The sequence below is a fragment of the Acanthopleuribacter pedis genome, from assembly GCF_017377855.1.
Lineage (GTDB): Bacteria > Acidobacteriota > Holophagae > Acanthopleuribacterales > Acanthopleuribacteraceae > Acanthopleuribacter > Acanthopleuribacter pedis.
Genome location: NZ_JAFREP010000051.1, coordinates 14,871 through 29,326, shown reverse-complemented (window position 1 = coordinate 29,326; position 14,456 = coordinate 14,871). Strand labels below are relative to the sequence as shown.

At 59.7% G+C, this 14,456-nt stretch carries 13 protein-coding genes; 8 read left to right on the top strand and 5 right to left on the bottom strand.

Features of this window, described 5'->3' with window-relative positions; genetic code table 11:
• Positions 1-139: 139 nt before the first annotated feature.
• A complete protein-coding gene (locus J3U88_RS32130) occupies positions 140-1,057 on the bottom strand; it encodes a c-type cytochrome (protein WP_207863131.1) in 918 nt (305 codons plus the stop codon).
• 203 nt (positions 1,058-1,260) lie between these two features.
• Here J3U88_RS32130 and J3U88_RS32125 point away from each other — a divergent pair, with 203 nt between their 5' ends.
• The 3 genes from J3U88_RS32125 (at position 1,261) to J3U88_RS32115 (ending at position 5,049) form a co-directional block, all read left to right on the top strand.
• Positions 1,261-2,850 carry a sensor histidine kinase gene (locus tag J3U88_RS32125; protein ID WP_207863130.1) on the top strand — a complete coding sequence of 530 codons (1,590 nt, stop codon included), beginning with the start codon at positions 1,261-1,263 and terminating at the stop codon, positions 2,848-2,850.
• A complete protein-coding gene (locus J3U88_RS32120) occupies positions 2,847-3,557 on the top strand; it encodes a response regulator transcription factor (protein WP_207863129.1) in 711 nt (236 codons plus the stop codon). Before J3U88_RS32125 ends, J3U88_RS32120 begins: the two co-directional genes overlap by 4 nt.
• Positions 3,558-3,747: 190 nt before the next feature.
• Positions 3,748-5,049 carry a pyridoxal phosphate-dependent aminotransferase gene (locus J3U88_RS32115; protein ID WP_207863127.1) on the top strand — a complete coding sequence of 434 codons (1,302 nt, stop codon included), beginning with the start codon at positions 3,748-3,750 and terminating at the stop codon, positions 5,047-5,049.
• A gap of 19 nt (positions 5,050-5,068) precedes the next feature.
• On the opposite strand, the gene J3U88_RS32110 is transcribed toward J3U88_RS32115, so the two are convergent.
• The gene (locus J3U88_RS32110) at positions 5,069-5,752 is read right to left on the bottom strand and encodes a DUF2161 family putative PD-(D/E)XK-type phosphodiesterase (protein WP_207863126.1); all 684 of its coding nucleotides are present in this window, start codon (positions 5,750-5,752) and stop codon (positions 5,069-5,071) included.
• A gap of 28 nt (positions 5,753-5,780) precedes the next feature.
• On the bottom strand, positions 5,781-6,689 hold the full coding sequence (locus J3U88_RS32105) for a LysR substrate-binding domain-containing protein (RefSeq protein ID WP_207863124.1): 909 nt from the start codon (positions 6,687-6,689) through the stop codon (positions 5,781-5,783).
• A 121-nt stretch (positions 6,690-6,810) separates the two neighbouring features.
• Between J3U88_RS32105 and J3U88_RS32100 the strand changes: the two genes are divergently transcribed.
• From J3U88_RS32100 to J3U88_RS32085, 4 genes are read left to right on the top strand one after another with little or no spacing between them, the layout of a single operon-like run.
• Positions 6,811-7,656: an enoyl-CoA hydratase/isomerase family protein gene (locus J3U88_RS32100; RefSeq protein WP_207863123.1), complete on the top strand. Its 846-nt coding sequence runs from the start codon at positions 6,811-6,813 to the stop codon at positions 7,654-7,656.
• Positions 7,656-8,696: an LLM class oxidoreductase gene (locus J3U88_RS32095; protein WP_207863122.1), complete on the top strand. Its 1,041-nt coding sequence runs from the start codon at positions 7,656-7,658 to the stop codon at positions 8,694-8,696. Before J3U88_RS32100 ends, J3U88_RS32095 begins: the two co-directional genes overlap by 1 nt.
• A gap of 9 nt (positions 8,697-8,705) precedes the next feature.
• Positions 8,706-9,515 carry an SDR family NAD(P)-dependent oxidoreductase gene (locus J3U88_RS32090; RefSeq protein ID WP_207863121.1) on the top strand — a complete coding sequence of 270 codons (810 nt, stop codon included), beginning with the start codon at positions 8,706-8,708 and terminating at the stop codon, positions 9,513-9,515.
• A gap of 22 nt (positions 9,516-9,537) precedes the next feature.
• Entirely contained in the window at positions 9,538-10,551 is a 1,014-nt protein-coding gene (locus J3U88_RS32085; protein WP_423842101.1) for a zinc-binding alcohol dehydrogenase family protein, read from the top strand.
• Between the two features lie 64 nt (positions 10,552-10,615).
• Here J3U88_RS32085 and J3U88_RS32080 read toward each other — a convergent pair whose 3' ends face one another.
• Entirely contained in the window at positions 10,616-10,780 is a 165-nt protein-coding gene (locus J3U88_RS32080) for a YqaE/Pmp3 family membrane protein (RefSeq protein WP_207863118.1), read from the bottom strand.
• A 67-nt stretch (positions 10,781-10,847) separates the two neighbouring features.
• The gene (locus J3U88_RS32075) at positions 10,848-11,270 is read right to left on the bottom strand and encodes a VOC family protein (protein WP_207863117.1); all 423 of its coding nucleotides are present in this window, start codon (positions 11,268-11,270) and stop codon (positions 10,848-10,850) included.
• Between the two features lie 566 nt (positions 11,271-11,836).
• Here J3U88_RS32075 and katG point away from each other — a divergent pair.
• Complete coding sequence (gene katG / locus J3U88_RS32070; RefSeq protein WP_207863116.1) at positions 11,837-14,074, top strand: catalase/peroxidase HPI; 2,238 nt, start codon at positions 11,837-11,839, stop codon at positions 14,072-14,074.
• Positions 14,075-14,456 lie beyond the last annotated feature (382 nt).

Sequence of the window (14,456 nt, the reverse complement as noted above, 5' to 3'; positions counted from 1 at the left end):
CCCACGGTTCCTCAATATATTGTTGCTATAGTGTTGCGAAAATACGATTTCAGGCAACACCATGATCCGTTCCCTGCCTGGTTAGGGCGAGGCAGAAGAACCATCATGCGCCCCATAACGCCATCCGCTATTGAACTCACTACTTTTGTTCCATTTCAGCGAGGGCCGGCTTGGCGGCGGGATGGTCGGGTTTGAGGGACAGTGCCTTCTGTAAGGCTTGCCCTGCTTCCTCCATGCGTCCGTTAATTTTGAGGTAGATGCCCAGGTTGGCGTGGGTGTCGGCGTGGTTGGGGGCGACGGCCACCATCATGCGCAGCAGTCGTTCTGCTGCTTCCGACTTTTGCTGGTGTGCCCATTTCTTGGCCAGCCGCGCCGATTTGCGGGGCGTCCAAAAGGCGTTGCTCCTCATCGCCGCGGTGAGGTGGTCGCGGGCTAGGGTTTCGTTGATTTCCACGTCCAGGTAATAGGCGCCGAGGAAAAAGTGGGAACCGTCGTAGTCGGGATTAAACTCCAGGTTCAGCAGGTGGATCTTTTTGAGGTCGGGCCAATTCTCGTTGGGGAGCAGGCTGTTGGCGACCACGCTCAGCGCCGACCAAGGTTTGAAGTTGTAGGCGCCCGCGCCGTGGTAGGTTTTGCGTTTTTCCCGGTAGGTTTTTTCGAGCTGGTCGATACCGCCCTCGTCGTAACCTGCACGCAAAATCGTTTCCAACGGGCGTGGATCGGTCGTACCGTGGTGGCAGGTGTAACAGGAAATTTCTTTGTCATGGGGCTTGAAAAAATCCTTGTTCACCGCGCGGGTCATTTTGAGCATCTCGCGCGCAATTTTTTTGGGTTTGCGGTCGTCCGAGGCGAAATCAATATCCTCAAATTTGCCGGTGGGCGTGGCGTGGCAATGGGTGCAGCGCACCCCTAAATCCATGGACCATTGGCGCATGATGTCGCGCAATTCGTTTTTGCCAATATCCTCCGGCAAGACCTTAAGGTTTTCGTAAGGGCCGTCCCACTGAGCGTGGAGCAGCGAACACACACCCATCATCAAGCACAACCAACGCAACATCACGACACTCCTTTTTTGTGTTTCTTAGGTTTTAGGCTAAAGGAACGAACCGCGGCTTGGGACCGGGGCCGGCAAGGCGTTTGTCAGGAAACGGTAAAGAACCGATCCAGGTTCCCACAATCCCGGCCCGGTTCCATTGACAAGCCGGTGATGACGCCCGAGACTTAATCCTGATCTACTGCAACGTCCGGGGGTTGGCAATCATGGCTGGACCGAACTTGGGAGAAGGTGTCGCGCGCAACCTGGCCACGATGATCCTGCTTTCCGCGACCATTTGCGTGGTGGCGGTGCTTGCTTTTCAGGTTCAGGACGCGGTGCGCTCCCACCGCGAAACCGCGGAGTCGGTGCTGGTCGATTATTCCGGCCTGGCCGGCCGCGAGCTGATTCGCGGGTTTGCACCGGCCTTGGGTTACTACGGGGTTTCGCCCCTGCTGCGGATGTTCCGCGACCAAACTTGGCCTGAATTGCCGGAGCCACCCCGGCTGACCGACCTGGATTTGTCGGCAATTAACAATCCCACCATGGACCCCGCCTTTTCGCTCACCTTCTGCCGCTTCGACCTGAGCGACGGCGCTTTCTGGATGCGCGGCACCCACCGCCGCGCAACGGTCGCGGCTTATGCGGCGGCCCTGCCCGCGGTGGACTACGATGAAGGCTGGCCGTTTTCGTTGCTCTTCGGCGCGGACGGCACCACGGTCCTGGCCTACCGCCGCGCGGCCGAGCAGCGGTTCGAGGGCGTGGTGCTGGATACCGGCATGCTCGTTCCTTTTTTCGATTGGGTGTTGGCGAATCGGCGTCTGATCCCCATCTCGCGGGTGGACGGTTTTGAGAATGCACGCCTCGCGGTGCAGGTACTGTCGCCCTACGGCGAACTCTACCGCTTTGGCAGGGAAGACGGCGCTATCGCCGCCGAAACCCCTTTTGATTACGGTTTTAAAGAAATACGGGTGCGCATCGCGGTGGATACCGACTCGGCCGCGTCCTTGATTATCGGCGGCCTGCCGCGCTCGCGCCTGCCCTTGCTCCTGGTGCTCCTTACCTTGTCGCTGCTGTTGGTCGGGCTAACGCTGTTGCAAATACGCCGTGAACACGATCTGGCGCAGCGGCAAAGCGATTCGATGGCGAGCATTTCCCACGAGTTGCGCACGCCCTTGGCGCAAATCCAAATGTTTAGCGAAACCCTGTTGTTGGATCGCGTCCGTTCGCCGGAGGAGCGCCACCGCGCCCTTGAGATCATTCACGCGGAAACCCGGCGCATGGGTGACTTGGTCGACAACGTGATTCGTTTTGCCGGGACCTTGCACGGCATGAACCGGCCGCGCCTGACCGGGGTGGCGGTGCGTTCGGTGTTGGCGGAGCAGGTGGCCCATTTCGCGCCCATGGTCGGCGCGGAACGGTTTCAACTGATTGCGCCGGAAACGTTGTGGCTGCGCGGCGACCTGCGTTTTGTGCGGCGCATGGTGCGCAACTTGATCGACAACGCGCTTAAATACGGCCCACCGGGTGAACCGATCCAACTCGGCGCGGTGCGCCGCGACGGCCGCATCCTGCTCTGGGTTGAAGATCGCGGCGAGGGTGTGCCCAAGGCCGAACGGCGCCGCATCTGGCGGCGTTTCGAACGGCTGGCGCGCCACCGCAACGCGGCCGTGGCCGGGACCGGCATCGGGCTGTGGCTCGTGCGAGAACTGGCGCGTTGCCAGAATGCGCGGGCTTGGGTGGAAGACGGGCACGCGGGCGGTGCGCGTTTTGTGTTGGCCTTTGCGGCGGCCGAAACAGGGGAGGCGCAGCCATGAGCGGCAAGAAGGTGTTAATCGTCGAGGACAACGAAAATTTGGCCTACGGTCTGAAAAACAACCTTGAAATAGAAGGTTACCGGGTAGCGGTGGTGGCTGACGGGCGGTTGGCCTTGGACGCCGCACGGGAAAACACACCGGACCTGGTGGTGCTTGACTTGATGCTGCCGGGCATGGACGGCTTCCGGGTGTTGCGAACCTTGCGCGAGGAAGGGTTCGACATGCCGGTGCTGATTCTCACCGCGCGCGACGAGGAACTGGACCGCGTGCGTGGTTTCCGCTTCGGCGCGGATCAATACCTCACCAAACCCTTTAGCGTGTTGGAATTGTTGGCACGCATCGAATCCCTGTTGCGGCGCCATGTTGCGCGCGAACCGGCTGATGCGGCGCCGAGTCTCGCGGTAATTCGTTTCGGCAGCGTGGAAGTGGTGCCCGCCGCGCGCGAGGTGCGCCGTGACGGCGCGGTCGTCGCCTTGGCCCCGAAAGAGTACGAACTGTTGCTGGCCCTGCTGCAGCGCGAGGGCGCCGTCGCCCCGAGGCTGGAACTAATTCAAGAGGTATGGGGTTATCCCGGTGACGTGCTCACCCGTACCGTCGACACCCACATTGGGGAACTACGCAAGAAGTTGGAAGAAGACCCCGTTCATCCCAAACACATCCTCACCGTGCGCAAGGCCGGTTATCGTTTACAACGTGATCTACCTTGACGCCGGCTAAGGTTCCCGCGTCGTTGGCCGATTGAAGGAATAACAAGCGAAAATCCGTTTGGCGACTGGAACGGCTTCAGTTTTGTGATTTCACCAAATAACGGTTCACCAGGGGTTTGTGATTTTGTCCCCGCTGGTGACTCGGTTCTGCCGGCTGATGGCAAGATTGTAGGGGCTGAAGCGAGCACGGATGAGAAAAAAAACCGATCACAACATTCAGTTGAACCTCAACGTGCGCGGTCTGGGCGATTCCGCCACCCTTGCCATAAACCAAACCTCCGCGCGCTTGGCCGCCGAAGGCAAACAAGTCTACAAACTGGGTTTGGGCCAATCGCCGTTTCCCGTGCCGCCCTCGGTGGTTGCCGCTTTGCAAGCCCACGCCGCCGAAAAGGATTACCTGCCGGTCCGCGGCCTTTACGCCTTGCGCGAGGCCGTCGCCGCCTACCACCGACGCACCCAGCATTTGGACTTTTGCGCCGAAAACATCCTCGTCGGACCTGGCACCAAGGAACTGATGTTTCTGCTGCAAATCACCTACTACGGCGACCTCGTGGTGCCTTCTCCGAGTTGGGTCAGCTACGCACCCCAGGCGCAAATCATCGGGCGCAAGGTGCGTTGGCTGGCCACCCAGGAAAAAAACGATTGGCGGTTGATGCCCGAGGATTTGGCCCTATTTTGCAGCGAGGATTCCAGTTACCCGCGCATCGTCATCCTCAACTACCCGGCCAACCCCACCGGCTCCACCTACCCCGCCGCCGAACTCAAGGCGCTGGCTAAGGTAGCGCGTCAATACAAGGTCATCCTTCTCGCCGACGAGATTTACAGTGGGTTGCATCACCAGGGCCAACACGTCTCCATCGCGCGTTATTACCCCGAGGGCACCATTGTCAGCAACGGCCTGTCCAAATGGTGCGGTGCCGGCGGTTGGCGATTGGGCACCTTTGCGTTCCCACCCGCGTTGCAGTGGTTGCTGGAAGGCATGGCGAGTGTCGCCAGTGAAACCTACACCTCCACCAGCGCGCCCATCCAATACGCCGCCATTGAAGGCTTCGCGGACAACCCCGACATCGACCATTACATCGCGCTGAGCCGACGCATCTGCGGTGCCTTGGGCCGTCACATCACCAAAAAACTGCAGCAAGCCGATGTCGCCGTCGCCACGCCCAAGGGCGGTTTCTACCTATTTCCCAACTTCTCCGCCCACGCGGAAAACCTGCGCGCCCGTGGGATCGAAGACGGCCCCACCTTGTGCGCCCGGCTACTGGATGAAACCGGCGTCGCCATCCTGCCCGGCTCCGACTTCGGCCGACCGCGCGAAGAACTCACCGCCCGCCTGGCCTACGTCGATTTCGACGGCGGTGCGGCCCTCGCGGCCTTGGCGGCGTCGGGCAACCATCCCCCGGCCCCCGAATCCTATTTACCGCGCTACTGCGCTAGGGTGCTCGAAGCTGTCGACCGCGTGATCGACTGGTTGAAGCAAACGGAAGACTAACCAGGGGTGGCCGCTTCTTTTAGGTTTCATCATGGCGGTTTTCCGGCTTTTGCCACGCCGGGAGTTCGGCTTTGCCCCTCGGTGATAACCCGTAGACGCCTTTGCCGCGCCGTTCGAACCAGCCGTAGACGTTGCGGTACATGATGTCGCGCACCTTGGGGTCTTGGAGTTGCTTGGCGACCAGCGCCGCGCGGGTGGGGCCGCTCGCTTCCAAAAAACGTGCAATGGCCAGCGCGCGCTGGCGGTAGGAGGTCATGATGCCTTTGCGGGTTGCCGTGCCGCCCAGGTTGGGATCGCCCTCGCGGCGTTCGAACTCGTTGAGCAGCCGTTGGCGCTTGCGTTTGGACGGGCGTGGCTGGTACGGACCGGGGTCCAGCAGTACCTCAACCCGACCCGGCGGCGCCGGATCGATGACCAGCAAGCCCAAGCCCAGCATCCGCAATAGTTTGACCACCCGCTTGCGTTTTTTCGACAGGGCTTTGTAGCTTTTGGGGACGCCGATGTAGACGCGATCCGCGACCGCCAACCGCTCCACCGCTTGCAACAGCACGTCGAGGTTGAGTGTTAGCTTGAGTTCGACCACCAGCGGGGTTTCCGGCGCGCGCACCGCGACCACGTCGCATTTTTGGACTTCGCCTTTGACGCGGTAACCTTCGTTTTCCAAAAAGCCTTTTAGCGGAAGGTATAGATCAGATTCTTTCATGCCGGTCCTGTAAATGATTAGACTAGAGCTAGTTACCAAGCCAAGGTGGGTTGGCGCCGATTTCGGTGAGGAGGAAATCGATGAAGGTGCGCACTTTGGCCGAGAGCACGTGGGCCTTGGGGTAGACCAGCCAGAGTGCTGATTGATCGTGAATGTCGAAATCGGGGAGGACGCGAACCAGGCTGCCCGCCGCCAGTTCCTCGTGAACGCTCCACAGCGAATTCATCGAAATGCCCGCGCCCGCCAGGGTTATTACTTTTTGGCTGTGCCCGTCGTCAATGACCAGGCGGCTGCCCGCGCCCACCGGATCATAACGTGCCTCGGTTCCGTCGCGGCCCACCAATTGGCGGGCTTTTTGTTCGCGGAAGGCGATTAATTGGTGGTTGGCCAAATCCTCGGGCACGCGCGGGGTGCCTTTTTCGGCAAGGTAGCCGGGCGAGGCGCAGAGCACGCGTTGGTCGTCCGCCAATTTGCGGCTTTTGAGGCTGTTCTCCGCCGGCGCCATGTTGCGCAGCGCCAAGTCGTAACTGCCTTCGATCAGGTCGAAGGGAATGTCGGAAAACCGCAGGTCGAGGTGGATGCCGGGGTGTGTTGCCAAGAAAACCGGCACCAGGGGCGCGATGTAAAGCTGGGCGAAGGTGCTTGAGGCGGTGAAGCGCAGGGTGCCGGTTACCACCGCGCTGCCCAGGCCCAGTGCCGCCCGGCCCGCCGCTTCTTGGGCCAGGATTTCGCGGGCGTAGGGGAGAAAGGCCGCGCCCTCTTGGGAGAGGGTCACCTTGCGCGTGGAGCGGTGCAGCAAGTCCGCTTGCAGTGTTGTTTCCAGCTTTGCCAGCCGCGCGCTTGCCACCGCCGGGGCCAAACCCAAATCGCGGCCGGCCGCGCTGATGTTGCGTTTTTCACTCGCCGCCACAAACAGGCGAATTGCTTCGATATCCACGAGATTATATCCAATAACCGAATTCTGAACTCCATTCTAAGGTCTTTATTTAAAAAATCAAGATGATAGATTGAAAGTCGACAAAGCGCAACGATGCGCAAACGAACAGGGAGTTTTGACCATGCCGTACCAAGATTTTCAAACCTTTCGCGTTTCCATTGAACAAGCGATTGCTTGGGTAACCTTCGACTTTCCACCCGTTAATATTCAAGGCCTGCCGATGTTGGCCGACCTCAACCGTCTGGCCGACGACCTCGAACAGGACCCCACCGTGAAGGTCGTCGTGTTCGAATCGGCCCATCCCGAGATATTTGTGGCCCACGCCGATACCAACTTCCTCAAAGAGATGAGCACCGAGGCGGTTTCCCGCGAAAACGTGGTTTTGCTCGACCTGCAAAAGACGCTGGAACGGGTGAGCCGACTGCCCCAGGCGACGATCGCCAAAATCGAGGGTTTTGCCCGCGGCGGCGGCCATGAATTCGCCCTGGCCTGTGACATGCGTTTTGCCGCACGCGGCAAAGCACGGTTCATGCAAATGGAAGTCGGCATGGGTATTTTGCCCTGCGGCGGGGGTGCCTCGCGCATGGCCCGTCAGGTGGGTTTGGGTCGCGCCTTGGAAATTATTTTGGGCGCCGAGGACTTTGATGCCGATCAAGCCGCCGCCTACGGCACGGTCAACAAAGCGCTCGATGCCGACGAAATTGGTCCCCATGTTGAAGCGCTTGCGCGCCGCATCGCCTTGTGGCCCGCCGCTTCGATTGCCGCCTGCAAACGCGCGGTTTACGCGTCCATCGATCTGCCCATCGACGCGGCGCTCCAAGAAGAAGCCTATCAGCTTTACCAGGCGACCAGCCAAACACCGGCGATTCAACGCTTTCAATACGCCGACGACAACGGTGCCCAGTTCGACATGAACAACCAACGCGATTGGCACAACTTACTGCCCGGCTTGCAGGAGATTCAATAATGACGGCCGTTCCGATGCCGACCCCGGTTGCCCCCGCCGGTGATACGAAACCCGCGGCCTTTGCTCGGCTGAATCGCGGGTATAACAGCGTGTTCCAGCCGGGACAATTGAGTCTGGGTTTGGTCGTGCCGGTTGGTGCTTATCCCCATGGACCGGTGCCGTCGATGGACGGGCAGGACGCGCGCATTCAGGCCGCGGAAGAACTGGGTTATGCCGCGGTTTGGCTTCGGGACGTGCCGTTTAACGTGCCGTCCTTCGGCGATGCCGGCCAGGTGTACGATCCTTTTGTGTACCTGGGTTATTTAGCCGCGCGCACCGAGCGGATCGCCCTGGGCATGGCAAGCATCGTTTTGCCGCTACGCCACCCGGCCCACGTGGCCAAAGCCGCTGCCTCGGCCGATGTGCTTTCGGGTGGGCGATTGATCCTGGGGGTTGCCTCAGGAGACCGACCCGAGGAATACCCGGCCTTGGCCCAGCCGTTTGAGTCGCGCGGTGCGCGGTTCCGCCAAAGCTTTGATTACCTGCGGCGCGTCGCGGCGCCGCGGCCGACCTTTGCGAATGATTGGGGACGGGTCGACGGGGGCATGGATCTGCTGCCGAAACCCGTTGCCGGCCGGCTGCCGCTATTGGTGACCGGCGGCAGTCGCCAAGATCCGGCCTGGACCGCGCGCAACGCCGACGGTTGGATGACCTATCCCCGCGATCCCTTGTACCAGGCGCGCGTGCTTCTTGAATGGCGCAATCGCCTGCACGAACAAGGGGTCGGCCCCAAACCCGTGATGCAACCCTTGTACCTCGACCTTCAAGACGATCCCGACGCACCTGTTCGGCCGATCCACCTGGGCGTGCGTTGCGGGGTACATGCGTTGCGGGCTTTGTTGCGTGCCTACCAAAGTGCCGGTGTCCATCACGTGGCGCTCAACCTGCGCTTTAACCGGGCCGATCTGGAGATCACCCTGGCGCGTTTGTCTCGCGAGGTTTTGCCCGGCTTTCATCAAAACCAAACCCAAAACATTCCTTCTGATGCAACGGAAGGGTGAGGAGAAACCATGTCCCCTAAAACCCTCCTCGTGACCGGTGCCACCGACGGCATTGGTTTGAAAACCGCCGAAATGTTGCTCGCCAAGGGCTGCCGTGTTCTGATTCACGGTCGCAATCCCGAAAAGTTGGCTGATGTGTACAACCACCTCGTGGCCCTCGCGGACGAAGGCCGGGTGCTGACGTACAGGGCCGACCTCTCCGATTTGGCCGAGGTGGCGCAATTGGCCGAACGCATTCGCGGCGATCACAAGCGCTTGGACGCCGTGATCCACAACGCCGGCGTGTTTCGCACCGCCCAACCCGAAACCAAAGGTGGCTTGGACGTGCGGTTTGTGGTGAACACCCTGGCGCCCTTCCTGTTAACCGAACGGTTGTTGCCGCTGCTCCCCGCGGGCGCTCGGATCGTCAACGTAAGTTCGGCGGCCCAGGCCTCGGTTGACCTGGCCGCGATGCGCGGTGAACGGCGGCTGTCCGACAACAGCGCCTATGCCCAGAGCAAACTCGCGCTCACGGTGATTTCGTTCCACCAGGCGAACCAATACGCGGCCCGTGGTTTGGTGGTGGTGGCCGTGAACCCCGCCTCGTTTTTGGGCAGCAAGATGGTGAAGGAAGCCTACGGCATGGCCGGCGGCGACCTGCGCATCGGCGCCGATATTCTTACGCGAGCCGCGTTGTCGGACGAATTCGCCGATGCCTCAGGCCGTTATTACGACAACGATCATCAGCGTTTCGCGCCGGCCCATGCCGACGCCTCAGACCCCAACCTACGCCGCGCCGTGGTGGAAACCGCCGCCACGCTAACCGGCCTTACCCAATAAAAGTGGAGGAAATCGAATGAAGATGAAAGCCATTGTGCACCGAGAAGCCGGCCCGATTGGCGCGGAAAACGCCCTTGTTGAAGTGCTGCTGCCCAAACCAAAACCCGGCCCCCACGATCTGTTGGTCGCCGTGCGCGGGGTTTCGATGAACCCGGTTGATGTCAAAGTCCGCGCCCTGATGGCACCGGAAGGCGACCACCGCGTGCTTGGTTACGACGCCGCCGGCGTGGTCGAAGCGGTGGGTTCCGCGGTGACGCGGTTTAAGGTAGGCGACCCGGTATGTTACGCCGGTGATTTAACCCGGCCGGGTACCAACGCCGAATACCACCTGGTCGATGAACGGATCGTCGGCCGCAAACCCGAATCGCTGGGGTTCCGCGACGCCGCCGCGATCCCGCTCACCAGCATCACCGCGTGGGAAATGTTGTTCGACTGTTTCGGCTTACGTGAAGGGGAGGGCGAGGGCCATGCCCTGCTGGTCATCGGTGCCGCCGGCGGGGTTGGTTCGATGCTGATCCAGTTGGCCAAAAAACTGACCGGCCTGACCGTGATTGCCACCGCCTCGCGTCCTGAAACGCGGGCCTGGGTCGAACGCATGGGCGCGGACCACATCATCAACCACCGCCGTTCCCTGGACGCGGAACTGGCCGACTTGGGCGTCGCGCCCCGTTACGTTGCGGCGCTAACCCATACCGAACGCCATTTCGACGCCGTGGTCAAAGCGATTGAGCCGCGCGGCCGCATCGCCGTGATCGACGACCCGCCCAGCCTCGATATTTTGCCGCTCAAACCCAAGGCCTTAACCGTGAGTTGGGAGTTCATGTTCACGAGACCCATGTTCCAAACCGACGACATGGACGTGCAACACACCTTGCTCAACCGCGTGGCCGATTTGTTGGATCAGGGCGTGCTGATACCCACCGCCAACCATATCGGCGGCGTCCTCAATGTAGCCAATCTGCGCGCCGCTCATGAGCACCAAGAAAGCGGCAAAGCCATCGGCAAAACGGTGCTGGACGGCTTCGTCACCGCGTAGAGGAGCGCTGATCTTTGCGAGGGATCGGGGGATGGGCCGACCCAACCCCCGATCCCAGCCTTGATTACTTGTTTTTAAGGACCAACCACAACGCGTGAACCATGCCGGGGATGCCGCCGAGCAGGCACAGGATGATGTTTAAAAAGAAGTGAAGGGTAAGACCGACGACTAAGAAGGCCGCCACCGGCGGGAGAAAAATGGCTAAAACGATTTTGACTAAATCACTCATAAGGCTACTCCAAAGGGCTTTGCTTTTTTGGGAAGGGTAAAAAAAGGCTGGTGAAACGCGGGTCAGTTTATTCGCCGGCTTGACTCAGGTCAACATTGATCATCCAGTTAATGCCGAACTTGTCGCGGGCCGTGCCGAAGTAGGCGCCCCAGAAGGTTTCCGCCATGGGCATGCCGATTTCACCGCCCTCGGCCAAAAGCGGGAAAATGCGGTCGGCCTCGGCGCGGTCCTTGGGGGCGATGGAAATCGAAATATTGTTGCCGGTTTTGAGCTCGCCGAACATGGGTACGTGGTCGCTGCCCATGAGCACGGAATCACCCACCGGCAGGGAGACGTGCATCACCCGGTCGTGAAATTCGGCGGGGATGTTCATTTCCGCCGGGGCGTCGGCGAAGGTTTGGTTGGAGACGAATTCGCCGCCGAACACGGATTGATAAAATTCGAAGGCGGCCTTGGTTTGGCCGTCGAAGCTGAGGTAGGGATTCAACATAATCGGACCTTCCTTATTCATTGGGGATTGGATCTTGGAACGCAATTTTGGTCTGCCGCTACCACGCCGTTTCCTGATAAGTGATTCGTTTTTAGCACAGTCGGTCGACCGAATTCACAAAAACATGAATTGGGCGGGGCGTGGTTTAAGCAAATAAAAGGGACTGGTGCCTCAATGTACCACGGCGACCCGCGACCCGTTCGGTTGGTGGTTGAATTTTTTTTCGGTCCCAACCGAAATAAGGCATGCCACCGAAATATCGTTGGTCGATTTACGCTTGGAGGAACCTTCGTTGGTGACGCTCAGTTCGCTTTCTGGGGGCTTTTCCAAAAAAACAGGGGTTTTCTGTAAGATGCCTCAGGGGTTGTAAGTGTTTGCAAAAATGAGACCTAAGCTTTTAGATTGACGGCCGCCCCGGTGCGTTTTTTGCGGTGGAACCCAACGGTGCGCCGAAAATACCCGAATTGGCCCCACTCCTTGCAATAAGCAAAACCATTCCAAGTGGCCGAATCGATGGCGCGGTGCCACGCCCACGACGGCCCAAATTGATGCTAGGAGTGCAAGTCATGAGCAGAAAATCCCTTCTGACGACCGTAACCATCGGTTTATTTGTTCTGTCATCCGCCGCCTTTGCCGGCGAGGGCGCCCGCAAAGGCGAAGCCAAAAGCAACCAATTCTGGTGGCCGGAGCAGTTGAACCTGCAACCCCTTCGTGCCCACGATCCCGAGTCGAACCCCTACCACGGCGAAAACTTCAACTACGCCGAGGCCTTTAGCAAGCTCGATCTCAATGCTGTCAAAAAAGACATCAACGACTTGCTCACCACCTCCCAGGACTGGTGGCCCGCCGACTATGGCAACTACGGTCCCTTCTTCATCCGCATGGCTTGGCACAGCGCCGGGACTTACCGTCAGGGCGACGGACGCGGCGGCGCGGCCGGTGGTCAAATGCGCTTCGACCCCCTCAATAGCTGGCCCGACAACGCCAACCTCGACAAAGCGCGCCGCCTGCTGTGGCCCATCAAACAAAAGTACGGCAAAAGCCTGTCCTGGGCCGACCTAATGGTCCTGACCGGCAACGTCGCCATGGAGAACATGGGTTTCAAAACCCTTGGTTTCGCCGGGGGTCGTGAGGACGACTGGGAACCCGACCTGGTTTACTGGGGCAGCGAGAAAAGCTTCCTCGCCGACAAACGCCACAGCGGCAAACGCAAGCTGGAAAAACCCCTGGGCGCTACCCAGATGGGTTTGATCTACGTGAATCCCGTCGGCCCCAACGGCGTGCCCGATCCGCTCGCCGCCGCCCACGACATTCGTGTGACCTTTGGCCGCATGGGCATGAACGACGAAGAAACCGTCGCCTTAATCGCGGGCGGCCACACCTTCGGTAAAGCGCACGGTGCCCATTCCGAAAAACATGTCGGCGCCGAACCCGCCGCCGCGCCCACCGAACAGCAGGGTTTTGGCTGGAAAAACAAAGTCGGCAAAGGCAACGCCGAGGATACCGTGACCAGTGGTTTGGAAGGTGCTTGGACCTCCGCCCCCGCGCGCTGGACCCACATGTTCCTGACCAACCTGTTCACCTTCGAATGGAAACAAACCAAAAGCCCGGCCGGCGCCATCCAATGGATCCCCACCGAGGAATCCGCCAAAAACATGGTGCCCGACGCGCACATCCCCGGTAAATTCCACGCGCCGATTATGTTGACCACCGACCTTTCGCTGAAAATGGATCCCGAGTACCGCAAAATCTCAAAACGGTTTCTGGACAATCCCCAAGAATTCGAAAAAGCCTTCGCCCGCGCCTGGTTCAAACTGACCCACCGTGACATGGGCCCGCGCGCCCGCTACCTCGGCCCCGAGGTTCCCGCGGAAGAAATGACCTGGCAGGATCCGGTTCCCGCCCGTGATTTCAAAGTGATCGATAGCAAAGACATCAACAAACTCAAAGGCCACATCCGCAAGTCGGGCCTGACTGTGCCCCAACTGGTACGTACCGCCTGGGCCTCCGCCGCGAGCTACCGCAACAGCGACATGCGTGGTGGCGCCAACGGTGCCCGTCTGCGCCTCGCGCCCCAGAACGAATGGGCCGTTAACAGCCCCGCCGAACAGAAAAAAGTGCTCGCCGAACTGGAAAAAATCCAAAAGAAATTCAACCAATCGCTGCGCGGCGGCAAGCAGGTGAGCTTGGCCGACGTGATCGTGCTCGGCGGTGTCGTGGGTGTCGAAACCGCGGCCAAATCAGCGGGTCACACCATCACCGTGCCGTTCTCGCCCGGCCGTACCGACGCCGGCCAGGACAAGACCGATGTAGCCACCTTCAACGAACTCAAACCCGAGGCCGACGGCTTCCGCAACTACTTCAACCCTGCCGCCAACGTCCGTTCACCCGCGGAGATGCTGGTCGACAAGGCCAACCAATTGACCTTGACCGTGCCGGAAATGACCGTGTTGGTCGGCGGCATGCGGGCCTTAAACGCCAATACCGACGGCGCCCAACACGGCGTCTTCACCAACCGTCCCGGTCAACTTACCAACGACTTCTTCGTGAACCTGCTCGACATGGGCACCCAATGGAAGAAGGCGGGCACCGAGGGCGTTTACGAAGGCCATGATCGCGCCACCGGCAAGCTGAGATGGACCGCGACGCCTGTCGATTTGATTTTCGGCTCCAACTCGGAACTGCGTGCCGTCGCCGAGGTATACGCCTTCGACGAATCCAAGAACAAATTCGTGCAGGACTTCGTGGCCGCTTGGGCCAAGGTGATGGACCTCGACCGCTTCGACCTGCGTTACCAGTTCTAGCAACGACCCCCTTGCCCAAAAAGGGCGCCTGCCAACCCGGCGATGAAACGGATGTGTTTCATCGCCGGGTTTTCTGTTGTTGGGCACCGGCCTGCCCAGAACGAAGCGGGCGCGCAAAGACGGTCCTGGAAAGATATTATTCGCGATGTCGGTTGAGGCGATGCTTTGTTGCTATGTTTTTATTCGCGTTAGACTATTTTAATTAAATGTTTTATTGATCATTTTTGTTGTTCTTTTTTAAAGTGATGTGGTACTTAAGATAGAGGCGAAGAAACAGAGCATTCTTTTTTCGCGTATGGTTATTCCAAATAAGTCTGCTTAAAACCTGGTGGTGGTTGTCTTGTTGGTGAGATACGCTTTAATTCCGGTGTAAGTGTTTGAA